The following is a 24967-nucleotide window of genomic DNA, read 5'->3' as shown; positions in this document are numbered from 1 at the left end:
CCCGGGCTGGCGGCGCGATGGTTCATCGTACCCAGTGGGGTGCCCGGCGGCCGCAGGGCGCGGGCGGACCGGCGGTGCAGGCCACAACGGGTGACCACGCCGGGGGGTGTTGGGACTACGGTGGAGGGGTGCACGAGGAGCCGATCGACCCGTTCAAGGGTGACCCCGCCGATCCCTCCGCCGGCCTGAGCGACCCGGCCGAGGAGGTCGAACTCGACCCGCTCACCGAGGTCGAGCGGCAGGACGTGCTCGAAGACCTCGCCGACCTGGAAATCTACCAGGCACTCCTGGGTCCGGTCGGGGTGCGCGGCCTCGTCATCGAGTGCGAGGACTGCCGGGAACCGCACTATTTCGACTGGGATCTGCTCCGCGGCAATCTCCGGCACCTGCTGAACTCGGGCCGACCCCGGGTGCACGAACCGGCGTACGACCCCGACCCCGACCACTACGTCACCTGGGAGTACGCCCGGGGGTACGCCGACGGTGTCCACGACACCCTGACCGAGGCCGCCGAGGACAACGACGGCGACGGCGGGTCCTGACCGACCCGTCCCGCCCCGGCGAGTCCCCCCGCCCCGTCGGGCGCCGCGCGTCCCGGCGGGTCCGACCCCGGGCCGCCCCGGCCCACCGTGACGGTCCGGGGAGGCTCAGCTCACCAGCCCGGCACGGAAACCGGCGGCCACGGCGTGCGCCCGGTCGCGGGCGCCGAGCTTGCGGAACAGCCGACGGGCGTGGGTCTTGACGGTGTCCTCGGAGACGAAGAGTTCGCGGCCGATCTCCGCGTTGCTCTTGCCGTCGGCCATGCCGATGAGCACCTGCATCTCGCGCTCGGTCAGCAGCGGCCGCCGGGGTGGCCCAGCCCGCTCGGGTTCGGGCCGACTCTGGTCACCCGGGCCGCCCGTCCGGGAGTCACCGCCACGGGCCTCGGGACCGCGGCCCCGCGGGTCCGGCGCTGCCCGCCCGACCGGCTCCACCGGTACCCCGGTCGAGGTACCCTCGGACTCCGCCGGGTCGGCCGCGCCGTTCGGGTCGTCGCCGCGCTGCGCGGGCACCACCGCCGGACCGGTGAGCGCGTCCCCCGCCGTCGGGGCGCCCCGCACCCCCGGATCGTCGGCCCCGATCCGGTCCGCTCCGGCGCCGTCCCCGGGCGGTCCGACCGGGCCGGCGGAGCCGGGGCCGAGGTCCCCCGGTGCCCGCACCACGCTCCCCAACCGGTGGCCCACCGCCGGACCCCCGCCCTCGGCGAGATCGCCGGGCCGGACCTGGCCGGCCGCGCCGGGCATGGCGCCGCCGGCCGAGACCGCGCCGCCCGCCAGACTGGCCCCGGCGGCCGGTGAGCCTCCGGTCCGGCCGGACCGGCCGGCGGTGCCGAGCAACAGGATCGCCTTCGCCACCACGCTCACCAGGTCGTTGTCCCCGCCCTGGATCAGGCCACGGGCGCCGGCGGCGATCGCCGCCGCGGCCGCCGCCGGCTCCTCCGCGCCGAGCAGCAGGATCGCCGCCCCGGGCGAGCGGGCCAGGACCCGTCGGGTGAACCCGACGCTGTCCGGGCGGGTGAGGGCGGTATCGGCGAGTACCACGTCCGCGGGTCGCTCAGCCAGCCGCAGCATGGCCTCGGGATCGGACACCGCGGTACGGACCGCCGAGGCGACCCCGAGCCGGGCCGCCGCGGCCGCGACGCTCTGCGCGGCGAGCGGGGTCCGGACGCAGACAAGCACGGTACGCACGCTGCTCTCCTCCTCTCCGGAACGAGGAGACCACGGAGGGGAATGATCATGATGAGTTTCCACGGATGAAGAGCAAGTTTTTTGGACGATTCACCCCAGCGCACGCCTGGAGCGGAGGAACGTCGCGATCGGCGCGTGTGCGTCGACGGCGCGTGGGGTACCGGGAAACCCGAGGCCGGGGCGGTGCGCCGGCTCCGCCCGCCGCCCGCACTCCGACCCCCCGGCGGGTCGGCCACGGCGGTGCCGCGCGACGGGAGGGTGTTGATGTCGAACGTACGCAGGCTGCCTGGACCCATCGTCGAACTCTGGGACCGGCAGCGCCTCGGCGCCTGTCGGGGACGCGACACCGCCCGGTTCTTCCACCCGGACGGGGAGCGGGGGGCCTCCCGAAGGCGCCGGGAGGCGAGCGCCAGGGCGGTCTGCGCGACCTGTCCGGTCCGCGCCGAGTGCGCCGCCCACGCGCTGGCCGTACGCGAGCCGTACGGCGTGTGGGGCGGGTTCAGCGAGTCCGAGCGGCTCCGGCTGCTCGCCATCGGCTGGGAGGATCTGGCCGACCGCCGGCGCAGCCGGGTGGACGTGGCCCGGCTGGAGGCTCGGCTGGGCCGTCCGCACCGGTCGGCGGTGCCGGCGCAGCGCTCGGCGTACCCCTGCTCGGGGTCCGCGGGCGAGGCGCGTCCCCGCGCCGGGCGGCGCCAGCGGCGCGGATCCTCCTGACAGCGCGGATCCTCCTGACAGGGGGCGCGGGCGGCGGGTGACCGGTGCCCCGACACCGACGGCCCACACCGCCCCGGGAACACGAAGATCCGCGTGCCAGGGGGCTCGGACGCGACCGCGTCGGCGGCGCGCCGGAGCCGTGCCCCTGGGCACGCGGATCCCACGAGCGTTCCGGCCCGACGACCCGGGCCGGGGGTGACTCAGAAGCCGGGGCCGTGCTGGTGGCTGTGCCCGTGCCCGTGGCCGTGCCCGTTGGCGGCCGGCTCGGGCTTCTCCGGCTTCTCGACCACCAGGCTCTCGGTGGTCAGCAGCAGGCCGGCGATCGACGCCGCGTTGGCGACCGCGTTCCGGGTCACCTTCACCGGGTCGATGATGCCGGACTTGACCAGGTCGACGTACTCGCCGGTGGCGGCGTCCAGGCCGTGGCCCCACTTGCTCTCGGCGACCTGCCGCACGACCACGTAGCCGTCGTGCCCGGCGTTCTGCGCGATCCACCGCAGCGGCTCGGCGAGCGCGTTACGGACGATCGAGACCCCGATCTTCTCGTCGCCGGTGAAGCCCAGGTCACCGTCGAGCACGGAGGCGATCTGCGCCAGCGCCGCGCCGCCGCCCGGGATGGTGCCCTCCTCGACCGCGGCCTTGGTCGCCGCGATCGCGTCCTCGATACGGTGCTTGCGCTCCTTCATCTCGACCTCGGTCGCCGCACCGGCCTTGATCACGGCGACGCCGCCGGAGAGCTTCGCCAGCCGCTCCTGCAGCTTCTCCCGGTCCCAGTCGGAGTCCGACGCCTCGATCTCCTTGCGAATCTGCGCGATCCGCTCGGCGACGTCGCTGTCCCGGCCACGGCCGTCGACGATCGTGGTGCTGTCCTTGTCGACCACCACCCGCCGGGCGCTGCCCAGCACGTCGAGGCCGATCGACTCGAGCTTGTAGCCGAGTTCCGGCGCGACCACCTCACCGCCGGTGAGGATCGCCATGTCCTGGAGCATCGCCTTGCGGCGGTCGCCGAACCCGGGCGCCTTCACCGCGCAGACCTTGAGGGTCTTGCGGATCGAGTTGACCACCAGGGTGGAGAGGGCCTGCCCCTCGACGTCCTCGGCGATGATCAGCAGCGGCTTGCCCGTCTGGACGACCTTCTCCAGCAGCGGAAGCAGCTCCTCGATCGAGGAGAGCTTCTGGGTGGTGATCAGGATGTGCGGGTCGTCGAGAACCGCCTCCTGCGCCTCCGCGTCGGTGACGAAGTTCGGCGAGATGAAGCCCTTGTCGAACTGGAGACCCTCGGTGACCTCCAGCTCGGTGGCGAGGGTCGAGCCCTCCTCGACCGTGATCACGCCGTCACGGCCGACCTTCTCCATCGCCTCGGCGATCAGGTTGCCGATGGTGGCGTCCTGGGCGGAGATGGTGGCGACGTTCGCGACCGACTCCCGGCCGCCGACCTCGACCGCCTTCTCCAGCAGCGCGGTGGAGACCTTCTCGGCGGCCGCGTCGATGCCCCGCTTGAGGGCGGTCGGGTTCGTCCCCGCCGCCACGTTGCGCAGGCCCTCCCGGACCATCGCCTGGGCGAGCACGGTCGCGGTGGTGGTCCCGTCGCCGGCGACGTCGTTGGTCTTCGTCGCCACCTCCTTGACCAGCTGCGCGCCAAGGTTCTCGTACGGGTTGGTGAGCTCGATCTCCTTGGCGATGGTCACGCCATCGTTGGTGATCGTCGGAGCACCGAACTTCTTGTCGAGTACGACGTTGCGCCCGCGCGGGCCGAGAGTGACCTTGACTGTGTCCGCGAGCGTGTTGACACCGTGCTCGAGCTGGTGCCGGGCGTCATCCGAGAAGCTCAGAATCTTCGCCATTGGTTAACAGGGTCCCTTCACGCAGCGCTGCCCCGGCCCGGCAGGGCCGGTCCGGGGCAGCGTCACTGGATCAGTCAGATCACTTCTCGATGACGGCAAGGACGTCGCGGGCGGAGAGCACCAGGTACTCCTCGCCGGCGTACTTGACCTCGGTGCCGCCGTACTTCGAGTAGATGACCGTGTCGCCGACCTTGACGTCAACCGGGATCCGGTTGCCCTTGTCGTCGATGCGGCCCGGGCCGACAGCGAGGACCGTCCCCTCCTGCGGCTTCTCCTTGGCGGTGTCGGGGATCACGATGCCCGACGCCGTGGTCGTCTCAGCCTCGTTCGCCTGGACCAGGATCCGGTCCTCGAGCGGCTTGATCGCAACCTTGGTCGCGGTAGTCACGGGCATACCCTCCTGGGGTACATGGTTTCTGTGCCGGTCGCACGCCGACCGGCGTTGATCTGCCACATGCCACCTGGCGGGGCCGTCGTCGCGGGTGCCGGTCCGCCTGGCGTCTCAGCCTCCGGAGCTAGGCCCGGAAACTGGCACCCTCGACGCGAGAGTGCTAACCGCAGGTTATGTCGGCGGCTAGCACTCCGTCAAGGAGAGTGCCAACCCGACACGCCCCGGCTAGGGCGGACCGCCACAATGACCGGGTGAATCTCGACCAGCTCGCCGCCCTGCGTACCCCGGACGGAGCGGCCGCCCTGGCCATGGCGGCCGAGCTGGCCGACGGCGATCCCCTGGCCGCCGCCGCGGCGCTGCGCGGGGCCGGAACGCCCCCCGGCCTCGCCGCCGCCGCGCTGACCCAGGCCGAGCTGCGGCGCCGCGCCGCCGGCAAGTTCGGGCCGGACGCCGCGGGGATGTTCTTCACCCGGACCGGGCTGGAACAGGCCACCCGCGCCGAGGTCGCCCGACGCCGGGCGGCCCGGCTGCGCGCCGCCGGGGTCCGCACCCTGGTCGATCTTGGCTGCGGCCTCGGCGCGGACGCGATCGCCGCCGCCCGGGCCGGCATCCGGGTGTACGGCGTGGAGGCCGACCCGGTGACCGCGGCGATGGCCGCCGCGAACGCCGAGGCGACCGGGGTGGCTGACCGGTTCACGGTCCGCACCGCCGACGCGACCCGGACCGACGTCACCATGATCGACGGCGATCCGGTCGACGCCGTCTTCTGCGACCCGGCGCGCCGCCACGCCGGGACCGGCCGCCGCGTCTTCGACCCGGCCGCCTACTCCCCGCCCTGGGAGTTCGTGCTCGACCTGGTCGCGCGGGTCCCCCGGACGGTCCTCAAGGTCGCGCCCGGGATCCCCCACGCGATGCTGCCCGCCGGGGCCGAGACCGAATGGGTCAGCGTCGCCGGGGACCTGGTCGAGGCCACGGTCTGGGCCGGGCCGCTGGCCGAGGTACCGCGCCGGGCCACCCTGGTGCCCCGGGACCCCTCCGGGACGACCGACGAGTTGACCGGCACCGGGACCGCCCGCCCACCGGTCGGCCCGGTCCGGCGCTACCTGTACGACCCCGACGGCGCCGTGGTCCGGGCCCACCTGGTCGCCGAGTTCGCCGCCACGGTCGACGGCAGCCTCGCCGACCCGGAGATCGCGTACGTCTACGCCGACGCCCCCGCCCCGACCCCGTACGCCCGCTGCCTGGAGGTGCTCGACACCCTCCCGTTCTCGCTCAAGCGGCTGCGCGCCGCGCTGCGGGAGCGCGGCGTCGGCCGGGTGGAGATCCTCAAGCGCGGCTCCGCGCTGGAGCCGGAGCGACTCCGCCGTGACCTGCGGCTGAGCGGCCCGGAGTCGGCGAGCCTCGTGCTCACCCGGGTCGCCGGCGCGCCCACCGTGCTGGTCTGTCGTCCGGTCGCCTGACCCGCGGGTCGGGCGGTGACGGCGCGCTGTGCGTGCCTGTCGGCGACGCCGCGTCGGGCGGTGGCACGTGCTGGTGTCGGGCTCACCCGCCGCCGGTCACAGCAGGGGCTGGGGCAGCGGGCGGAAGTCGCGGCCGGCCCGGAGCATCCGCAGCCCGGCCAGCTCGGTCCAGTCCTCCCAGTCGCTGTTCACCGACACCTGCCCGGTCAGCTTCTGGAGCACGACCTCCTCGCCGTTGAACAGCAGCACCCCGTCGCCGGGATAGGTGTCGAAGAACGACAACACGGCTCGCATCATGAGCCCCACGTTGAGTTCCCGAACCTGCTCGGAGACCCGGTTGGAGAGGCGGAAGCTCGCGGTGACCCGGTGCGGAAAACCGAACACACTCGTCGCCACCCATGCCTCGTCACCGGTCTCGACCCGGTACGGGGTGACATCCAGTCCGTCACGGCGCACCCGGCCGTCGTCGCCAACCGTGCCACCCAGCTCCGCCGCCAGGAACGACACCAGTTGATCAGTTTCGAGATCAGCCGCCCCGTAAAGCCGGTACTCCACCGCCATACCGTCGTGCCGCCGGGTCACCGTAGGGGTTGGGGCAACGACCGGCGGTCGAGGCCGGCAACCACATGTGACATACCCGGCACCTCGGTCCAGTCCTCCCAGTCGCTGTCGATGACGACCGGCCCGTTCAGCGGTTGCAGAATTATTCGCGAGTCATCGTGCAGAAGCACCCCATCCGAGGGATAGCGCGTGAAGAACGACAGAACGGATCGGATCATCGCGCGGGTGGCCTCATCGCGCGCCTCGTCGGTGGCCCGGCTCGACAGCCGGTATGTCGCGGTCACCCGGTGCGTGAAGCCAAGCATGCCACCGATCGGCGCTTCATCACCCGGGTCGTCCCGATAGGCTGTGACCTCGAGCGCGTCGCGCCGCACGAAGGTGCCCACGATCTCACCACCGACAGCGTTGGCCATGAACGCGAGAATCTCCTCTGTGGCCACATCGGCGGATGCGTACAGGACATATTCCAATGCCACTCAATAGCACCTATCTCGTGAACGGATAGAAGGGAATTACCTTGCCGTCCTTGACTATGATAATCTCTTTCAACCCGTCAATCGGCTTCCGCCGCAAGACGCTCGCGATCTCGTCTGGCGAACGTGGACAGTCATCAAGGTTCAGAATTTTCCGCTCGGCTTCGGCAGCGGGTTCCGCTCGACGTCATACCCATGTCGGGCGAGGGCGTCTGCCGACTTGTTCTCACGTCGGAGGGGACCGGTCCTCGCTGATCTGCCGCCGGTACGGTACGTAGGCGCCGAGAATCACCGTGTCCCCCGCAGGCATACCGTGCTCCTGACACCGAGAGGAGACGACGTCGTCCGTTCATTCGACGGGACGGGCGCCTCCGACGCGACCGTCAAAGTAGGAGACGCGGAAGCGGGCCCCGACCTCATCCGCCAACCGCCTGGCGAGACGGTCGCCTCGATCGTAAAAGGCGTTCTCGGCGTCGCCGTCGACGAAGCCCGAGGCGGCCGGGTCACTGGTGTCGAGGGTGGCATCGTACTCCTCCGCCCACCCGGTCAGGGCGTCACGGAGTTCGGGCGAGATGTCGAGCGTCGCCGGATCGACGTTCCGCAGTCCCCGGCCGGAACGCAGCCAGAGCGGATAGCAGCCGTAGTCCGCCATGAGCTCAAGCATCGGTACGTCAGCGCCCAACGGGATTCGCCCCCACGATGAAGCCATTGTCTCCAACGGTGACCGCGACCCGGTAGATCCTGCCTTCGAAGACCACTTCGTATATCGGTCGCGTACGTTGCATTCCGACCACCTTCCCCTCGGTCACCGCCGAAAACACCAGGTTTGCGATCTTCTCTTCGGCAACCCCGACGTCGGCGAAGTCAGCGGCGTGCCGCTCTGTGATGTGGCGGAGGCCAGCACGGGAGTTGCCATTCTCCAGGAAAATTATCTTTCCCGTGCCGTCCTTGCCGATGAGCACGATGTCGTCTGGATTGTGCTTGATCCCCTGACGGCTCAGTTCCTCCAGCAACTCCTGCCGACTGGGGCCGTTCGGCCGCACCGGCCGACGGTTCCCGCCCCGCAGCCGATCGAGTATCCGCCTGAGCGCCTCGATCAGCTTGCCGAGGCGGCTGACGAAGGATGCGAACGTGCGCAGGCTGCTCAACAGGGCGCGCAGCCAGCGGGCGATCTTCGCGGCGCAGGAGCCGATGAGGGCGGTGACCTGTTCCAGCACCAGTGGCGCGGCGGCACCGGCCGTGCCCAGCAACTCGGCGGCGTAGACGACCAGGCGGGAGACCAGGGCGGCGATCGCGTCCCGGACCAGCATCCGCACGCCAGCGATCAGTTGACCGGCGCTCTCGGTGGCGACGGCCATGGTGTCGGCCGCCTTCGCCAACCCGCCGATGGCGTCCTGCTGGTCCTTCGCCCACGCCCGGTAGGCGTCCCCGGCGCTGCCCGTCCACTCGGCGACGTCCATCCGGACCTGCTGCGACAGGTCCGCGACGCTGTCCCGCAGCGCGCCGGCGACGTTGCGCCAGGTCTGGGCGTACGCGGCGATCTGCGCCGGGTCACCGGCCAGCCAGTCCAGCGCCTCGCTCAGCGGCTTGACATGCTCGATCAGCCAGGCGATGCCGTACTGGAGCAGCACTCCGGCCGGATCGGTGACCAGGGCGAGGGCGTCCAGGCCGGCGCTGACGCCACCGAGAACGCCGTCGATCCAGCTACCGTTCTCGATGCCCTGGATGAGCAGCTCGATATCCTCGGCGATCCAGATGCCCGACCACGGGCTCGGCGAGGCTTCCCTCGGGGTCGCCACCAGCGGGTTGGCGCTCATCCGGGGCTCCTGATCCGGTTGAACCTGGCCGAGCTGCCGTCGTCGCTCTCCCGGTAGTTGTCAGCCGCCGACCGCACCCGCGCGGCGGTGTCGCGTACCGAGTCCACCGCCGCCCCGATCCCCTCCACCAGCGTCGAGTGCAGGTGACCGAGGACCGACGGCACGATCACACAGAGCCGTCCGTACGCCTCGGGGCCCGGCCGGGTCGTCTCGCCCGCCTGCTTCGCCATCGCCAGGTCGCCCGCTATCTGGTCGAGATGCCCGGCATGCGCGACCAGGTCCGCGGCGGTGACCTGGAAGCTCTCACCGCCCGCCATCGTCGTCCCCGGAGCCGGCGGCCGGGATGCGGCTGGCGAAGGACGAGATCACCGCTCGGCCGGTCTCGCTCTGCGCGCCCACCGTCTCCTCGGTCACCTGGCCGACCCGGTCGGCCAGCTCCGCCATCGCCCGCCGCAGCGCCACGAGAATCTGCTCGGCGGTCCGCGTCGCGGGCTGGCGACGGATCCCCTCGTCCAGCCAGAGACCGGTGACCATGCCCGACGATCCGACCCGGACCTCCACCAGGCCGTCGGCGCTGCGGCCGATCGCGGTCAGCTCCGACACCCGTTGCGACAGCTCGCGTGCCTGCCGCAACCGCTCCTCGAGCTGCGTCTCCCAGGAGTCGACCCACCGCTCGGCTGCGGCGAGATCTCCCTCACCACCCAGCATCCGGTCCTCCGCCACTCGGGTGGCGCCTCCGCGATCACCGACAGCCACCGACTGATGACGATGAATCGATGCTGCCACGACCTGCCGGCACGCGGAAGTGCCGGCCACGCCGCTGTCCCGGGTCGCTCCACCGAGGCGGGCACGCGAACCGGCGATAGGGTACGGGCCGTGGCAGGCAAGGGAACTCCGGCGACCGCGCTGCTGACCCGGCAGCGGGTGCCGTACACCCTGCACCCGTACGACGTCGCGCCGGACACCCCGAACTACGGCGCCCAGGTGGCCGCCGCGCTCGGCGTACCGCCGGAGCGGGTCTTCAAGTCACTGGTCGCCGAGGTCGACGGCGAACTGGCGGTGGCGGTCGTACCGGTCACCGGCGATCTGGACCTCAAGGCGTTGGCGGCGGCACTCGGCGGTAAGCGGGCCGCGCTCGCCGACCGAACCCTGGCCGAGCGGACCACCGGGTACGTCCGGGGCGGGATCAGCCCGCTGGGTCAACGCAGGCGGCTGCGTACGGTGGTCGACGCCTCTGCCGAGCGCTTCCCGACGGTGTACGTCTCCGCCGGTCGCCGCGGCCTTCAGCTGGAGATCGCCCCGGCGGACCTGATCCGGCTCACCGCCGCCGTCACGGCCCCGCTCGCGACCGCCGCCTGAACCCGGCAGCCCTCGCACCACGCCGCGGCCGTCTGGGCCCGACACCCCCATCCCACGGCCGGCCCTCGCCGCGCCGGCCGCTCCCGAACGGCCCGACCGCATCCGGTCGGGCGGTGGCGAGGGATCGTCAGGGCGGCGCCCCTGCCCACCGGCACGTCGTCGGCGCCGGCTCGGTCATCGCCGCCGCCCCGGGTGGCCCCGCCCGCCTCGTGCCAGATATCCGGCGTGTTGCCGAATTGTTATCGCCAGCGCCGGATTCCATTGACCGTTTCCTTGCCCTGCTCCCCCCGCGCACAATACGTTGCCGGACACAACAAAAGTGACGCGGACCGGTCGCCACCACCGCCCAGGAGTGGCGCCGGTTCGCTCGGAGTACCACCGCACAGCCCGACCCGATACACCACACCCACCGCGAAAGGACCCGTGCAATGCGCAGAGGGATCCTCACCATCGCCGCCGTCGGCCTGCTGACCACGGGTGGCCTCGCCGCCTGTGGCGAGGATTCCGACAGCGGCGGTGGCACCACGACCCCGAAGATCGGCGTCATCCTGCCCGACAGCGCCTCCTCTGACCGCTGGGAGACCGCCGACCGCAAGTACCTGGAGGCGGCGTTCAAGGCCGCCGGCGTCGAGTACACGATCCAGAACGCCCAGAACGACAAGGCGCAGTTCCAGACGATCGCCGAGCAGATGATGACCGACGGCGTCAACGTACTCATGATCGTCAACCTCGACTCCGGTACCGGCAAGGCGGTCCTGGACAAGGCCAAGAGCCAGGGCGTGCTCACCATCGACTACGACCGGCTGACCCTGGGCGGCTCGGCGGAGTACTACGTCAGCTTCGACAACGAGCGGGTCGGCCGGCTCCAGGGCGAGGGCCTGGTCAAGTGCCTCACCGACAAGGGCGTGCAGAAGCCGGTCATCGCGACGCTGAACGGCTCGCAGACCGACAACAACGCCACCCTGTTCAAGAACGGCTACGACGGCGTGCTGAAGGCCAAGTACGACTCCGGCGAGTACGTCAAGGGCCCGGACCAGTGGGTCCCGGGCTGGGACAACACCCAGGCCGGCACCATCTTCGAGCAGATGCTGACCCAGCAGAGCGGCAAGATCGATGGTGTCCTCGCCGCGAACGACGGGCTGGGCAACGCGGTCATCTCGGTGCTGAAGAAGAACAAGCTCAACGGCAAGATCCCGGTCACCGGCCAGGACGCCACCGTGCAGGGCCTGCAGAACATCCTCGCCGGCGACCAGTGCATGACGGTCTACAAGGCGGTCAAGCAGGAGGCCGACGCCGCCGCCGAGCTGGCGATCGCGCTCGCCAGGGGTGAGCGGAAGCAGACCGGCCAGACGGTGAGGGACCCGGAGACCGGTCGGGACGTACCCTCGGTGCTGCTGGACCCGAAGGCGATCTACAAGGAGAACGTGAAGGACGTCGTCGCGGACGGCTACGTCACCAAGGACGAGCTCTGCGCCGGTTCCTTCGCCACCCTATGCGCCCAGGCCGGGATCAGCTGACCGACCCGCGTCGGCCCTCCCGGCCCGCCGACGAGCGGCGCCGACGGTGTGGATGACACACCGTCGGCGCCGCTCGGCCGGAACCGGACCCGATCGCACCCGCGGTCGGCGCCGGATCCGGACCCAGATCGATCCCTGGACCGGACCCGCCACCGGACCCCGCCCTCGGACACCCCGTGCGAAGGAGACCCACCGTGTCCGCGAAACCCCTGCTGGAACTGCGCGGGATCGACAAGAGTTTCGGTCCCGTCCAGGTCCTGCGCGACGTCGACTTCTCCGTCAACGCCGGAGAGGTGACCGCGCTCGTCGGCGACAACGGCGCCGGCAAGTCCACCCTGGTCAAGTGCATCAGTGGCATCTACTCGATCGACGCCGGAGAGATCATCTTCGACGGTCGACCGGTACACATCAACAGCCCCCGGGACGCCGCCACACTCGGTATCGAGGTCGTCTACCAGGATCTCGCGCTCTGCGACAACCTCGACATCGTGCAGAACATGTTCCTCGGTCGGGAGAAGCGCAGCGGCCTGGTCCTCGACGAGCCGACCATGGAGCAGATGGCCGCCGAGACCCTGGCCGGACTCTCCGTCCGGACGGTGACGTCGCTGCGCCAGCACGTCTCCAGCCTCTCCGGCGGCCAGCGGCAGACCGTGGCGATCGCCAAGGCGGTGCTCTGGAACAGCCGGGTGGTCATCCTCGACGAGCCGACCGCCGCCCTGGGCGTCGCGCAGACCGCGCAGGTTCTCGAACTGGTCCGCCGGCTGGCCGACAACGGGCTCGCGGTCGTCCTCATCTCGCACAACATGAACGACGTTTTCGCCGTCTCCGACCAGATCGCCATGCTCTACCTCGGCCAGATGGTCGCGCAGTTGCGCACCAACGACGTCACCCACGCCCAGGTGGTCGAGCTGATCACCGCCGGCCGCAGCGACGGGCTCGGCCTGACCGGAACCAACGGCGCCGGCCGGCACGACACCCCGCCCACCGAGACGACACCCACAGGAGCCGACAGATGAGCGCCCCCACCACGACTGCGGCGAAGCCGGTCGACGTGCCGGCCGCGCCGGTTCCGACCGTCGGCAGCCACGTCCGGGACTACCTCGCCCGGGTACGCGGCGGGGACATGGGCTCGCTGCCGGCCGTACTCGGGCTGATCGTGCTCTGTCTGGTCTTCTCCGCCCTACACGACAACTTCCTGACCGAGGGCAACTTCGCCAACCTCTTCACCCAGGGCGCCGCCGTCACGGTGATCGCCATGGGTCTGGTCTTCGTCCTGCTGCTCGGCGAGATCGACCTCTCCGCCGGCTTCGCCAGCGGGGTCTGCGCGGCGGTGCTGGCCCAGCTCGTCACGCTGAGGGGCCTCCCCTGGTACGTCGCCGTCCTCGCGGCGATCGCCACCGGCGTGCTGATCGGGCTCGTCCTCGGCTTCCTGGTGGCCAAGGTCGGCATCCCGTCCTTCGTGGTGACCCTCGCCGCGTTCCTCGCCTTCCAGGGCGTCGTGCTGCTGCTCATCAAGGGCGGCACCAACGTCTCGGTCCACGACGAGGTCATCCGGGCCATCGAGATCCGGAACATGCCGCCCTGGCTCGGCTGGACCATGGCGGTCGTCGGGATCGCCGGGTACGCCGCCGCGCAACTGCTGCGCCACCGCAACCGCACGGCGCGCGGGCTGGTCACGGAGCCGCTGGCCGTGGTGCTGTTCCGGATCGGCGGGCTGGCGCTGATCGTCGGCACCGCCGTCTACATCCTCAACCTGGAACGCGGCCACAACCGGCTGGTCTCGCTGCGGGGCGTCCCGATCGTGGTGCCGATCATCGTCCTGCTGCTGATCCTCTGGACCTTCGTGCTGAACCGCACCGCGTACGGACGGCACATCTACGCGGTCGGCGGCAACCGGGAGGCGGCCCGCCGGGCGGGCATCAACGTCGACCGGATCAGGATCTCCGCCTTCGTGATCTGTTCCTCGATGGCGGCGGTCGGCGGCATCATCGCGGCCAGCCGAGGCGGCTCGGTCGATGCCAACACCGGGGGCAGCAACGTTCTGCTCTACGCTGTCGGAGCGGCGGTGATCGGCGGCACCAGCCTGTTCGGTGGCAAGGGCCGGGTCGTCGACGCAGTGCTCGGCGGCGCGGTGATCGCGGTCATCGACAACGGCATGGCCCTGATGAACGCCAGCTCCGGTGTCAAGTTCGTCTTCACCGGACTGGTACTGCTGGCCGCCGCCAGCGTCGACGCGCTGTCCCGACGCCGCGCCACCGCGACCGGGAACCGATAAAGGGGCACGATGCGCGTGGGGCCGAGCCAGGAGGAGATTCGCCGACAGAATCTCGGCGCCCTGCTGCGCTACGTCCACGTGCACGGCGCCACCTCCCGGGCGGAGCTGACCTCCGCGCTCGGCCTGAACCGGAGCACGATCGGGGCACTCACCGCCGAACTCGCCGCCGCCCGGCTGGTGAGCGAGCGGGCACCGCGGGAGACCGGCCGGGCCGGACGACCGTCGCTGGTCGTCCGGCCCGAATCGGCCCGGGTCTTCGCGTACGCGTACAGCATCGAGACGGACCGGTTGCGGGCGGCCCGGATCGGGCTGGGCGGCGTGGTCCTCGACCGCCGGCAGGCGGCCCGACCGCCCGGCCTGCCGCCCGAGGAGTGCCTTCCGGTGCTGGCCGGCCTCCGCAAGGAGATGCACCGGTCGGTCGCGGAGGGGTCGGTCTACGTCGGCAGCGGCGTCGCCGTCTCCGGCCGGCCGCGCCACCCGGACGGCCCGGGCCGCCGCCGCGCCGAGGGCGCGGTGCCGCGCCAGCCGGACCGGGACGACCGCACCGGCGGCGGACCGGAACCGCCGCTGGAGAAGGCGCTGGGCGAGGTGCTCTCCCCGGACCGGCCGATCCTGGTCAGCAACGTCGCGGACGCGAGCGCGGTGGCGGAGCACGTCCGGGGCGCGGCGGCCGGCTACGACACCGTGATCTACCTGCACCGGGACGGCGGGGTCGAGGCCGGGATCATCGTCCGTGGCCAACGGCTGACCGGTTGCGGTGGGTACGCCGGCGAGGTCGGGCACATGGTGGTGCAGCCCGGCGGCCGGCCCTGTCGCTGCGGCTCGTACGGCTGCTGGGAGACGGTGATCGGCGAGCATGCCCTGTTGCAGGCGGCCGGCCGGGGCGACGCCGCCGGCCGGGACGCGGCGCTGCGGGTGGTGGACGCGGCGGCCCGGGGCGACGCCAGCGCGCAGGCCGCCGTGCGCCAGGTCGGCGACTGGCTCGGGTTCGGGGTGGCGAACCTGGTGAACATCTTCAACCCGGACATGGTCATCTTCGGCGGCACGCTCCGCGAGGTCTACCTGGCCGCCGCCGCCCGGGTCCGCAGTCGGCTCAACTCGATGGCCCTGCCCACCGCCCGCGAGCAGGTACGGCTCCGGACGCCCCAGCTCGGCGAGGACGCGGCGCTGATCGGCGCGGCCGAGCTGGCCTTCGAACACCTGCTCGCCGACCCGCTGGACCGGTAGACCACCCGGGCGTCGAGACCGGTTCGCCCGGGTGGCCGACCGGTCGGTGCTAGGCCCGCTCACGCTGGCCCTGGCGGGCCCGGTGGTTGGCGTACTTCCGGGCCGCGAACGTGTGCGCCTCGCGCAGCAGGTCCCGCACCTCGGGCAGGCTCGCCGCGCCCGGGTTCACCACGCAGACCCAGTACTGTGGCGCGTACTCCGGATGCGGCATCAGCACGTCCAGCGCGGCGTAGTCGGCCCCGGCCTCCCACACCCCCCGACCGTCACGGCGGGTCGGCGGCGCGCCGAACCGGGACAGGTACGTCGCCTTGGTCAGCCCGAGGTTGAGCCGGTAGGTGTTCGGCCGGGCCAGGTCGGAGACGCTGTCGTACCGGTCCCCGGTCACGATCGTGGCGAACGGCATCTGGCGTTCCGGCGGCAGGTCGTGGTGGGGGTCGTAGAGAAAGAACAGGTCGTCGAAGGCTTCCAGGACGCGGACGCCCTCGAACGTGTCGCGGATGTAGCGGGTCATCTCGTCGGCATTCATGCCGTCAAGCGTCTCATTGAACCAGCATTTTACACTTCTGCCCGATCTTGCCCTTGATTGCCCGGACAAACCCTCAACCTGCAGGTCAAGGACGAGGGATAACCCACCGCCCGTTGGGGAACGGTTCGCTCAGACCTCGCTGCCGATCCGGGTGGCCGGTACGTCCACGAGATGCTCCGCGATGAACCACACCTGGAGTTCGTTGGTGCGCAGGACGTCGCTCACCAGGATGTCGTTCGTCCCGGCGTCCCCGTTCTCGCTGGTCCTGTCCGCCGCGTCCCGGACCTTCGTGATCACGATCTCGTGTGCCTCCAGCAGCCGGGAGAGCATGGCCGGCACCTGCTCCACCCCGTTGGGAGGACGTGGGATCGTGGTCACCTCGGCCACGTGCCGGGGGTCGGCGATCGCCACGCCGCCGAGCGTCTGGACCCGTTCGGCCATCAGGTCGACGAGCTTGAGCTGTTCCTCGGCGTGCTTGTCGAGCAGCAGGTGGAGCTGGTAGAAGGTGTGCCCGCGCACCAGCCAGTGGTGCTTCTTGTACAGGTTGTACAGGATGATCGAGTCGGCCAGAATGTGGTTCAGCAGCTGGCAGCTCTGACTCCGGGCCTCGAAACTCAGGGCGATCGGGAACAGGCGTACGTCGCCGAATCGCTGCACCTCCGCCCCGTACTGGTGCAGCAGCGGCTGGCTGCCCCGCACCCGGCCGTCGCCCGTCTCCGGTGCGGTGAACGGATCAGCGTGCTGTGGGTTGGCCATGCCTCGTTCCCTCCCGATGCCGGCTTCCGACCGGTGCCGCGACTGGCCAGCGCTATACCCCGTCAGGCGCGACCATAACGTCCGGGACGAGTCGGATCTGCCCTGGTCAGGCACCCGGCGCCGGTGAGGACGCGGCCGGAGGCCGGCCGGCTCGGAGACCAGGGCCGGACGACCGAGGGATACGGGGTGTGGTCAGCGGTCGACCGGGGTGAAGTCCCAGTGGTGCGGCGGACGGGCGACCAGCCGCAACGGAGGCTCCGGCAACGGCAGGGGCTCGCCTCGCCACCGGGAGATGACCACGACCCGCTCGTCGGCGGAGGAGAAGACCTCGCTGGAGATGTGCAGCGGACTGTGCTCCACCTCCGGAAGCGCGGTGTCGCAGACCCAGGAGACCAGTTCGGCGGTGCGGCCCCGCTCGGCCCGGGCCTCCCACATCCGTACGATCACGTCGGTCAGCTCTCCCTCCCGCCTGTATCGCCGCCGGAACCCTACACGCTGACGGTCGTCAACGGCATCGCGGAGTCGGCCGGCAGGTCCAGCCGGCTCGGCGCCACCCCGGCGGCGACCAGGTGTGACCCGAGCGCCGCCACCATCGCCCCGTTGTCGGTGCAGAGCTTCGGCCGGGGCGTCCGTACCCGGATGCCGGCCCTCGCCGCCCGTTCCTCGGCCAGGGCCCGCAGCCGGGAGTTCGCCGCCACCCCGCCGCCGAGCACCAGCGTCTCGACCCCGTGGGTCCGGCACGCGTCGATCGCCTTGCTGGTCAACACGTCGCAGACCGCCTCCTGGAAGGACGCAGCCACGTCCGGGACCGGCACCGGCTCGCCGGCCCGTTCCCGCGCCTCGACCCAGCGGGCGACCGCGGTCTTCAGACCCGAGAACGAGAAGTCGAAGCGGTGCTCCGCCATGTCGCGGGGCGCCGTCAGACCGCGGGGGAAGGCGATCGCGTCCGGTGACCCGCCCCGGGCCTCCCGGTCGATCGGCGGGCCGCCCGGGAACGGCAACCCGAGCAGCCGGGCCACCTTGTCGAACGCTTCGCCGGCCGCGTCGTCGATGGTGGCGCCGAGCGGGGTCACGCTCGTCGCCAGGTCGTCGACCAGCAGCAGCGACGAGTGCCCGCCGGAGACCAGGAGCGCGATCGCCGGCTCGGGCAGCGGCCCGTGCTCCAGGGTGTCGACCGCGACGTGGGCGGCGAGGTGGTTGACCCCGTACACCGGCTTCTCGGCGGCGAGGGCGTAGCCCTTGGCGGCGGCGACCCCGACCAGCAGCGCGCCGGCCAGCCCGGGGCCGGCGGTCACCGCGATGGCGTCGACGTCGGCCAGGGTCACCCCGGCCTCGTCGAGCGCCCGCTGCATCGTCGGCACGATCGCCTCCAGGTGGGCCCGGCTGGCCACCTCCGGCACCACGCCGCCGAACCGGGCGTGTTCCGCCACACTGGACGCGAGCGCGTCCGCGAGGAGGGTGTGCCCACGGACGACACCGACACCGGTCTCGTCGCAGGAGGTCTCGATCCCGAGGACCAACGGTTCGTCAGCCATTCGCCTGCCCCAGTTCGGCCTGCATCACCAGCGCGTCGGTGTTGCTCGGTTGGTAGTAGCCCTTACGCACCACGACCGGCTCGAAGCCGTAGGTCGCGTAGAGCCGCTGTGCCGGCGCGTTGTCGACCGCCACCTCCAGCAGCACGCGGCGTACGCCCCGGCGGGTCGCCTCGGCCATCAGCTCGGTCAGCATCATCCGGCCGATGCCGCCGCGCTGCAGGTCCCGGCGTACCGCGACGTTCTGCACCCACGCCTCGTCCGGCGGGGCGACCGCGAGGCCGGCGTAGCCGACCAGCGCGTCCGAGTCGTCCAGCGCCGCCACGTAGTAGTGCCCGTTGGCCAACTCGTTCCAGAACATCGCCGCCGACCACCGCTCGGCGCCGAACAGGTCGTTCTCGATCGGCAGCGCGTCGGCGATGTGCCACCACCGGAACCGGCTCAACCTGGCCACCGGCGCCCCTACCGCAGCACCGGCTTGCGTCCGGTCGCCGCCACGGCGTCCGGACGGCGCAGGTAGAGCGGGGTCAGCCGGTCACCCGGCGCCCCCGCCCGGATCCGCTCGGCCGCCAGCTCCGCCAGGGCGTACGCCGGGGGGTGGTCCAGCCCGCCCCGGAGCGGCAGGCCGAGGACGTCGGCGTATCGTCGGGCGCCCTCGCCGACCGCGACCCGGACGCCCTGCTCGCGGGCCCGCTCCGCGACCACGGCGGGGACGTCGACCGCCGGCCCGACCAGCCGCCCACCGGCCGGGTCGTAGACCGCCCAGTAGACCTCGCGCCGCCGGGCATCGGTCGCGACCAGCACCGGGCCGGCCTCGGGCGCGGCGTCCGGGCCCGGACGGGTGGCGGCGTGGCCGAGGGCGTCGAGCGAGCCGACGGCGTACGTCGGGATGCCGAGCACCTGGCCCATGCTGGCGGCGGTGACGAGGCCGACCCGGAGCCCGGTGAACGGACCGGGGCCGACCCCGGCGACGACGGCGGCCAGCGCGGCCGGGCGGATCCCGACCTCGGCGAGCACCTCGGCCACCTGCGGGGCGAGGAGTTCGCCGTGGGCGCGGGCGTCGACCCTGCTCCGCTCGACACGCGGGACGACAGCGTCGGCGGTGATCTCCGCCAGTGCGGCGGTCACCGCCGGAGTCGACGAGTCGAGCACGAGTACGAGCACACAGGCACCCTAACCGGGCGGCCCGGACCGGCTCGCGGGACCCGCCCCGGCACGGCCGGCACCGACGTCAGCCGGCCGTCAGGTCCCAGTCGATGGTGGGGAGACCGGCGTCGGCCAGGGCCTTGTTGGCGGCGCTGAACGGGCGGCTGCCGAGGAAGCCCCGCGGGTTCATCGGGCTCGGGTGCCCCGCCTCCAGCACCACGTGCACCGGGTTGGTGACCAGCGCCGCCTTCTTCCGGGCGTACCCGCCCCAGAGCAGGAAGACCACCCGTTCCGCGCGGGCGTCGAGGGCCCGGATCGTGGCGTCGGTGAAGTCCTCCCAGCCCTTGTTGGCGTGCGAGCCCGGGCTGGCCTGCCGCACCGTCAGCACCGCGTTGAGCAGCAGGACTCCCTGGCGGGCCCAGGGGGTGAGGTTGCCGCTGCGGGAGACCGGCACTCCCAGGTCGTCGGCGAGTTCCTTGAAGACGTTGCGCAGCGACGGCGGGACCGGAACGCCGTCGCGGACGCTGAAGCTGAGGCCGTGTGCCTGGCCAGGCTTGTGGTACGGGTCCTAGCCAAGGATCAGCACCCGGGTCTGCTCCGGCCCGCAGAGCCGGTACGCGGCGAAGAGGTCCTCCAGGGGCGGGAATACGGTCTGGGTCTCGTACTCCCGGGCGACGAACTCGCCCAGCGCGGCGGTGGCGGCGGGGTCGAGATACGGCTCCAGCGCCGTACGCCAGGCCGGGGGCAGCAGGGCGGGAAGATCCAACGTCATGGGTAGCCTCTCGGAATCCGCGATCGTCCCCCGCACTCTAGAAGTCCGGTACGACACCCCGGATTCCCCCGTGCGGGCCCTGCCCTCAGAGCCCGGCGAGCCGCTCGGCCCAGTCACCGCCGACCGGGGTCAGCGTGACCCGTCGGGTGTCGTCGTCGCGCCGGTCGAGCCGGATCCGCAGATGCGCGTCGGCCAACTGCTCGACCATCCCCTCACCCCACTCGACCACGGTGACCGACTCCTCCACCGAGGCGTCCAGGTCGAGGTCGTCGATCTCGGCCCGCGGATCCGCCGCGTCCCCGAGCCGGTACGCGTCGGCGTGCACCAGCGTGACCCGGCCGCCCCGGGCGCGGTCCGGCCGGTGCACCCGGGCGATCACGAACGTCGGCGACGTCACGTCGCCGACAACCGCCAACCCGGCGGCGATTCCCTGCACCAGCACGGTCTTCCCGGCCCCCAGCGGCCCGGTCAGCACCAGCAGGTCGCCGGGGCGGAGCAGGTTGGCGAGGAGACGCCCGAACGCCCGGGTGTCCGCCACGGTGGGCAGGTCGCGGACCAGCGCCGCGTCGCGCAGGGCGTCAGTCATCCGAACCGACCGCCTTCGTCGCGCGTCCCGGCAACCGGTCGAGGAAGTCCAGCAACGCCGTGTTGACCTCGTCGGCGTGCTCCAGCATCACCACGTGCCCACTGTCGGGCACCTTGACGTACTCGGCGTCGGGAAGCCAGCGGAGGATCTCCTCGGAGTGGGTGACCGGTGTGATCATGTCCCGCTCACCGACGATGACCAGCGTGGGGGCGTTCCGGAGCGCGGCCAGGGCCGGGTAGCGGGCGTGCGAATAGAGGGTACGCAGGTAGCGGGCCACCGTCTCGGTGGAGGTCCGGGCGTTCATCCGCTCCACGTAGGAGACCAGCGCCGGGCTCGGTGACGGGCTGCCGAAGCCGTACCGGCGGGTGAGGAGCCAGGCGAGGTTGGCCGACGCCCGCCGGGCCCGGTCGAGCACGCTGCCGGTCAGCCGGGTGGCGTTGTCGACCACCGGCAACAGTGGGGCACCGGCCCGGGCGATGATCGCCGGCAGGCCGAACCTCGTCTCCGCGACCAGCCCGCCCGAGGTCGCCATCAACACCGTGCCGACCACCCGGTCGCCGAACATCTCCGGGTACCGCTCGGCGAACGCCATGATCGTCATACCGCCCATGGAGTGTCCGATCAGCACCAGCGGGCCGGTCGGCACGGTCCGGTCGATCACCGCGCGCAGCGTCTCGCCGAGGGCCGCGAGCTGGTACTCCCCCGACCTCAGCCGGCCGGAGCGGCCGTGTCCGGGCTGGTCGTAGAAGACCATCCGGTCCTCGCCCCGCTCGGTGAGGACCCGCCGCTGGAAGTGGAAGGTCCCCATGTCGAGGCAGAAGCCGTGCACGAAGACCAGGGTCGGCCGATCCGGTCCGGGGGGTGGGCCGACCAGCTCGACGTGGATGTCCGTGCCGTCCGCGGTCGTGATCGTGCACGACTCGTCGTACGGCAGCGCGCCGAAGGGCTCGTCCGCGTACGGGTCGTCGGGGGTGGCCCGGGAGCGCCGGACCACGGCCCGCTCGGCGGCGACTCCGGCGGCGATTCCGGCCGCCGCCACCCCGGCCGCCGCGCCGATGATGCCGGCGACCCGGAGCAGCCCGGAACGTCCCACGAAGCGACGCGCGGGCTGGCGCTGCGCCGGGATGAGCCCGGTCGCCGTCCGTCGAGCGCTCACCGGGGCCCGCCGTCCGGTCGTACCCACGACGCCCGCGGGCCCGGCCCGCTCGCGCTCACCCGGACCACCCGTCGTAGCTGCGGGTGACCCGGACCCCGCCGAACCGGGTGACGATCTCGTAGTTGATGGTGCCGACCGCCTCGGCCCAGTCGTCGGCGGTCGGCTCGCCGTCCGCCCCGCTGCCGAAGAACGTCGCCACGTCGCCCGGGGCGACCGGGTCGTCGCCGCAGTCCAGCACGATCTGGTCCATGCAGACCCGGCCGGCGATCCGGCGCACCCGCCCGCCGAGCTGGACCGGGCCGACGTTCGAGGCGTGCCGGGGCACCCCGTCGGCGTAGCCCAGCGGCACGACGGCCAGGGTCGTCTCCCGGTCGGTGACGTAGGTGTGTCCGTACGAGACACCGGCACCGGCCGGCACCCGTTTGGTCAGCATCACCCGGGCGCGGGCGGTCATCGCCGGCCGCAGCCCGAACCGCTCCCCCGGCACCGGCGAGAGCCCGTAGAGGGCGATACCCGGCCGGACCAGGTCGAAGTGGGTGTCGGGGCGGGTCAGCGTGGCCGCCGAGTTGGCCAGGTGCCGGTAGCGGGGCCGCAGGCCGGCCCGCTCCGCCATCGCCAGCCCTTCCTGAAAGACCGCCACCTGTCGGTCGATCGTCGGGTGGCCGGGGGCGTCGGCGTACGCCAGGTGGCTCCACACCCCGACCACCTCGATCACCCCGTCGGCCTGGGCCTTCGCGGCAGCGTCGAGCAGGTCGGGCCAGTCGTCCGGGGTCGCGCCGCCTCGGGAGAGGCCAGTGTCGATCTTCAGATGCACCCGGGTCGGGCGCCCGGCCCGCTCCCCGGCGGCGGCCAGCTCGGCGAGCTGCGCCACGCTCGCCCCGGCCAGATCCACCCCGGCCACGACCCCCTCGTGCAGCGGCAGCCCGGGAGAGAGGAGCCAGGCCAGCACCGGGGCGGTGATCCCCGCCCGGCGCAGGGTCAGCGCCTCGTCGAGCGTGCAGACACCGAGCCACGCCGCCCCGGCGTCGAGCGCGGCCCGGGCCGCCGGGACCATGCCGTGGCCGTACCCGTCGGCCTTGACCACGGCCATCAGCTCGGCGTTCGTCCCGGACCTCAGCCGGGCGACGTTGTCGCGGATCGCGTCGAGGTCGACGCGTACCTCGGCCTGCCACATGCGCTCAGCGTACTGCCCGGTAGATCGACGTCGCCGACGGTGGGGATTATCGGAGCAGCTCGGCGACGACCGGCCGCAGCGCGTCCACCACGTCGGACGCGCTCACCGGACCATGCCGGGCCGCCTCCCGGCCGGCCAGGCCGTGCAGGTACGCCGCCGCCAGCGCCGCCCGGTCGGCCGCAAGCCCGGCGGCCAGCAGCGAACCGAGCAGCCCGGCCAGCACGTCCCCGGTCCCGCCGGTGGCCAGCGCCGGAGTGCCGGTCGGGTTGACCGCCGCCCGCCCGTCCGGGGTGGCGACCACCGTCCGATCCCCCTTGAGCAGCACGACCGCGTTCATCCAGCTCGCCATCCGCAGCGCCGCCTCCACGCGGTCCGCGCCCGGCGCCTCGCCGGCCAGCCGGGCGTACTCCCGGTCGTGCGGGGTCACCACGGTCGGCGCCTTCCGCTGCCGCAGCCACTCCGCCATTGATCCGTCGACCAGCAGCGTCAGCGCGTCCGCGTCCAGCACCACCGGCACCGGGGCGGCGAGCACCGAACGCAGCTCGGCGGCCGCGGCCTCGTCGGTGCCGAGCCCGGAGCCGCAGACCCAGGCCTGCACCCGGCCGGCGTCGGCGACCCGGTCGGTGGCCACCACCGACGGGTACCGGCGCAGCACCTCGGCCCGGGCGCCGCCCGCGTACCGGATCATGCCGGTCGGCCCGGCGAGCGCGCCGCCGACCGAGAGCACCGCCGCCCCCGGGTACGTCCGTGAGCCGGTCGCCAGCCCCACCACGCCCCGGCTGTACTTCTCGGCCTCCGGCCCGAACCGGGGCCACCAGTCGACCACGTCGGACCACTCGGTGACCCGCAGCGCCGCAGCGGCGCGCAGCCACGGGCCGAGGCCGATGTCGACCAGCTCGACCCGGCCGGCGCGGGCGGCGGCCGGCCCGACGACCAGGGCCGGCTTGAGGCAGCCGAAGGTCACCGTGACATCCGCGGTGACCGCGGTCGGCAACCCGTCCCCCCGGGGTACGTCACCGGTGTCCACCGCGACCCCGCTCGGTACGTCGACGGCCACCACCGTGGCCCGCCTCCCGTCCCGGCCAGGCAGCCCGGGCAGCCCGGCCACCAGCCGAGCGGCGGGCTCGCGCAACCCGCCGGTGCCGCCGATCCCGACGATCCCGTCCAGAACCAGGTCGGCCCCGGACGGCAGCTCCGTCACCACCCGCCCGCCGGCAGCCCGGAACGCGGCCAGCCCGCCCCGGTGGGCCCGCTCGGGAGTGAGGAGCAGGGCCGCGACGGCGGCCCCCCGGCCGGCGAGCCGGGCCCCGGCGTAGAGGGCGTCGCCGCCGTTGTCGCCAGACCCGACCAGCAACAGCACCCGGGCGCCGTACACCCCGCCCCGCCCGGCGAGCAACCGTGCACAGTGTCCGGCCAGTCCAGCGGCGGCCCGCCGCATCAACGTTCCCGGCGGCAGGGTCGCCATCAGGGCCTGCTCCGCCGCGCGGACGTCCGCCACCCGCCAGACCGGCCTCATCCGGACCCCCCGCTCCCCGTCGGTGCCGTCGACCGACCCCACGACGTCGTCATCGCTCCGCCACCACCATCGCCGAGGCGATGCCGCCGTCGTGTGACAACGACAGGTGCCAGCGCTGGACCCCACGCGCGGCGGCGGCGGCCGCGACCGTGCCCGCGACGGTCAGCCCCGGCCGGCCGTCGGGGTCGGCGACGACCTCGCAGTCGTGCCAGCGCAGCCCGGCCGGGGCACCGAGCGCCTTGGCCACCGCCTCCTTGGCGGCGAACCGGGCGGCGAGCGACTCGGGCCGCCGGGGACGGCCCGCGGGGGTGACCCGTTCCGCCTCGGTGAAGAGCCGGTCGGCCAGCAGCGGCGTCCGGGCGAGCGCCCGGGCGAACCGGTCGACCCGTACGACGTCGATGCCGACTGCGACGATCACGCGCCTCACCCTACCGGCGT

Annotated in this window: 27 protein-coding genes and 2 pseudogenes; 8 read left to right on the top strand and 21 right to left on the bottom strand. The window is 72.6% G+C overall.

The window, feature by feature from the left end:
* Window positions 1-128 precede the first annotated feature (128 nt).
* Window positions 129-542 carry a DUF5319 domain-containing protein gene (locus EF879_RS05255; RefSeq protein ID WP_123555083.1) on the top strand — a complete coding sequence of 138 codons (414 nt, stop codon included), beginning with the start codon at window positions 129-131 and terminating at the stop codon, window positions 540-542.
* A gap of 105 nt (window positions 543-647) precedes the next feature.
* On the opposite strand, the gene EF879_RS27955 is transcribed toward EF879_RS05255, so the two are convergent.
* The gene (locus EF879_RS27955) at window positions 648-1727 is read right to left on the bottom strand and encodes a helix-turn-helix transcriptional regulator (protein WP_233604216.1); all 1080 of its coding nucleotides are present in this window, start codon (window positions 1725-1727) and stop codon (window positions 648-650) included.
* 264 nt (window positions 1728-1991) lie between these two features.
* Here EF879_RS27955 and EF879_RS28560 point away from each other — a divergent pair.
* A pseudogene (locus EF879_RS28560) lies at window positions 1992-2366 on the top strand (WhiB family transcriptional regulator); the annotation flags it as partial.
* A gap of 275 nt (window positions 2367-2641) precedes the next feature.
* On the opposite strand, the gene groL reads toward EF879_RS28560, so the two are convergent.
* Window positions 2642-4285, bottom strand: a complete 1644-nt coding sequence (gene groL / locus EF879_RS05235; protein ID WP_123555079.1) for a chaperonin GroEL — start codon at window positions 4283-4285, stop codon at window positions 2642-2644.
* 79 nt (window positions 4286-4364) lie between these two features.
* Window positions 4365-4679: a co-chaperone GroES gene (gene groES / locus EF879_RS05230; RefSeq protein ID WP_109802944.1), complete on the bottom strand. Its 315-nt coding sequence runs from the start codon at window positions 4677-4679 to the stop codon at window positions 4365-4367.
* Between the two features lie 248 nt (window positions 4680-4927).
* On the opposite strand from groES, the gene EF879_RS05225 reads away from it, so the two are divergent.
* A complete protein-coding gene (locus EF879_RS05225) occupies window positions 4928-6136 on the top strand; it encodes a methyltransferase domain-containing protein (protein ID WP_123555077.1) in 1209 nt (402 codons plus the stop codon).
* A gap of 96 nt (window positions 6137-6232) precedes the next feature.
* Here EF879_RS05225 and EF879_RS05220 read toward each other — a convergent pair whose 3' ends face one another.
* From EF879_RS05220 to EF879_RS05195, 6 genes are all read right to left on the bottom strand, one after another.
* Entirely contained in the window at window positions 6233-6691 is a 459-nt protein-coding gene (locus EF879_RS05220; protein ID WP_148086356.1) for a SitI3 family protein, read from the bottom strand.
* A 23-nt stretch (window positions 6692-6714) separates the two neighbouring features.
* The gene (locus EF879_RS05215; RefSeq protein WP_148086355.1) at window positions 6715-7173 is read right to left on the bottom strand and encodes a SitI3 family protein; all 459 of its coding nucleotides are present in this window, start codon (window positions 7171-7173) and stop codon (window positions 6715-6717) included.
* Window positions 7174-7519: 346 nt separating this feature from the next.
* Window positions 7520-7822 (bottom strand): hypothetical protein, encoded by a 303-nt coding sequence (locus EF879_RS05210; protein ID WP_123555072.1) that lies wholly within the window; start codon window positions 7820-7822, stop codon window positions 7520-7522.
* Between the two features lie 19 nt (window positions 7823-7841).
* A complete protein-coding gene (locus EF879_RS05205) occupies window positions 7842-8987 on the bottom strand; it encodes a WXG100 family type VII secretion target (RefSeq protein ID WP_123555070.1) in 1146 nt (381 codons plus the stop codon).
* Window positions 8984-9304: a type VII secretion target gene (locus EF879_RS05200; RefSeq protein WP_123555068.1), complete on the bottom strand. Its 321-nt coding sequence runs from the start codon at window positions 9302-9304 to the stop codon at window positions 8984-8986. The genes EF879_RS05205 and EF879_RS05200 overlap by 4 nt, the downstream gene beginning before the upstream one ends.
* Window positions 9291-9695 carry a YbaB/EbfC family nucleoid-associated protein gene (locus EF879_RS05195; RefSeq protein ID WP_148086353.1) on the bottom strand — a complete coding sequence of 135 codons (405 nt, stop codon included), beginning with the start codon at window positions 9693-9695 and terminating at the stop codon, window positions 9291-9293. The genes EF879_RS05200 and EF879_RS05195 overlap by 14 nt, the downstream gene beginning before the upstream one ends.
* 168 nt (window positions 9696-9863) lie before the next feature.
* Between EF879_RS05195 and ybaK the strand changes: the two genes are divergently transcribed.
* The 5 genes from ybaK (at window position 9864) to EF879_RS05170 (ending at window position 15365) form a co-directional block, all read left to right on the top strand.
* Complete coding sequence (gene ybaK / locus EF879_RS05190) at window positions 9864-10346, top strand: Cys-tRNA(Pro) deacylase (protein ID WP_123555064.1); 483 nt, start codon at window positions 9864-9866, stop codon at window positions 10344-10346.
* Between the two features lie 428 nt (window positions 10347-10774).
* Window positions 10775-11863, top strand: coding sequence for a sugar ABC transporter substrate-binding protein (locus EF879_RS05185; protein ID WP_123555063.1), 1089 nt, complete (start codon window positions 10775-10777; stop codon window positions 11861-11863).
* A gap of 194 nt (window positions 11864-12057) precedes the next feature.
* Window positions 12058-12879 (top strand): ATP-binding cassette domain-containing protein, encoded by an 822-nt coding sequence (locus tag EF879_RS05180; protein ID WP_123555061.1) that lies wholly within the window; start codon window positions 12058-12060, stop codon window positions 12877-12879.
* Complete coding sequence (locus EF879_RS05175) at window positions 12876-14138, top strand: sugar ABC transporter permease (RefSeq protein ID WP_123555059.1); 1263 nt, start codon at window positions 12876-12878, stop codon at window positions 14136-14138. Before EF879_RS05180 ends, EF879_RS05175 begins: the two co-directional genes overlap by 4 nt.
* A gap of 9 nt (window positions 14139-14147) precedes the next feature.
* Entirely contained in the window at window positions 14148-15365 is a 1218-nt protein-coding gene (locus tag EF879_RS05170) for an ROK family transcriptional regulator (RefSeq protein WP_123555057.1), read from the top strand.
* A gap of 49 nt (window positions 15366-15414) precedes the next feature.
* On the opposite strand, the gene EF879_RS05165 is transcribed toward EF879_RS05170, so the two are convergent.
* The 12 genes and pseudogenes from EF879_RS05165 to EF879_RS05110 all read right to left on the bottom strand — a co-directional run bounded on the left by EF879_RS05165 (window position 15415) and on the right by EF879_RS05110 (window position 24947).
* Window positions 15415-15891, bottom strand: coding sequence for a DUF6194 family protein (locus EF879_RS05165; protein WP_123555055.1), 477 nt, complete (start codon window positions 15889-15891; stop codon window positions 15415-15417).
* Window positions 15892-16020: 129 nt separating this feature from the next.
* Window positions 16021-16647, bottom strand: coding sequence for a Dps family protein (locus EF879_RS05160; RefSeq protein WP_123555053.1), 627 nt, complete (start codon window positions 16645-16647; stop codon window positions 16021-16023).
* Between the two features lie 192 nt (window positions 16648-16839).
* A complete protein-coding gene (locus tag EF879_RS05155; protein ID WP_123555051.1) occupies window positions 16840-17094 on the bottom strand; it encodes a hypothetical protein in 255 nt (84 codons plus the stop codon).
* A 41-nt stretch (window positions 17095-17135) separates the two neighbouring features.
* Entirely contained in the window at window positions 17136-18182 is a 1047-nt protein-coding gene (tsaD, locus tag EF879_RS05150) for a tRNA (adenosine(37)-N6)-threonylcarbamoyltransferase complex transferase subunit TsaD (RefSeq protein WP_123555049.1), read from the bottom strand.
* Window positions 18175-18633, bottom strand: coding sequence for a ribosomal protein S18-alanine N-acetyltransferase (gene rimI, locus EF879_RS05145; RefSeq protein WP_123555048.1), 459 nt, complete (start codon window positions 18631-18633; stop codon window positions 18175-18177). Before rimI ends, tsaD begins: the two co-directional genes overlap by 8 nt.
* A gap of 8 nt (window positions 18634-18641) precedes the next feature.
* A complete protein-coding gene (tsaB, locus tag EF879_RS05140) occupies window positions 18642-19343 on the bottom strand; it encodes a tRNA (adenosine(37)-N6)-threonylcarbamoyltransferase complex dimerization subunit type 1 TsaB (RefSeq protein WP_123555046.1) in 702 nt (233 codons plus the stop codon).
* Between the two features lie 67 nt (window positions 19344-19410).
* A pseudogene (locus EF879_RS05135) lies at window positions 19411-20097 on the bottom strand (uracil-DNA glycosylase).
* Between the two features lie 85 nt (window positions 20098-20182).
* On the bottom strand, window positions 20183-20683 hold the full coding sequence (gene tsaE / locus EF879_RS05130; protein WP_123555044.1) for a tRNA (adenosine(37)-N6)-threonylcarbamoyltransferase complex ATPase subunit type 1 TsaE: 501 nt from the start codon (window positions 20681-20683) through the stop codon (window positions 20183-20185).
* Entirely contained in the window at window positions 20676-21776 is a 1101-nt protein-coding gene (locus EF879_RS05125; protein WP_123555449.1) for an alpha/beta fold hydrolase, read from the bottom strand. The genes tsaE and EF879_RS05125 overlap by 8 nt, the downstream gene beginning before the upstream one ends.
* A 118-nt stretch (window positions 21777-21894) precedes the next feature.
* Entirely contained in the window at window positions 21895-23013 is a 1119-nt protein-coding gene (alr, locus tag EF879_RS05120) for an alanine racemase (RefSeq protein WP_123555042.1), read from the bottom strand.
* 46 nt (window positions 23014-23059) lie between these two features.
* Window positions 23060-24529, bottom strand: coding sequence for an NAD(P)H-hydrate dehydratase (locus EF879_RS05115; RefSeq protein WP_123555447.1), 1470 nt, complete (start codon window positions 24527-24529; stop codon window positions 23060-23062).
* A gap of 49 nt (window positions 24530-24578) precedes the next feature.
* Complete coding sequence (locus tag EF879_RS05110) at window positions 24579-24947, bottom strand: holo-ACP synthase (RefSeq protein ID WP_123555040.1); 369 nt, start codon at window positions 24945-24947, stop codon at window positions 24579-24581.
* Between the last annotated feature and the right edge of the window lie 20 nt (window positions 24948-24967).

This window comes from Micromonospora sp. HM5-17, from assembly GCF_003762835.1.
Taxonomy (GTDB): Bacteria; Actinomycetota; Actinomycetes; order Mycobacteriales; family Micromonosporaceae; genus Plantactinospora.
This window is presented reverse-complemented; position numbering and strand designations above follow the sequence as displayed.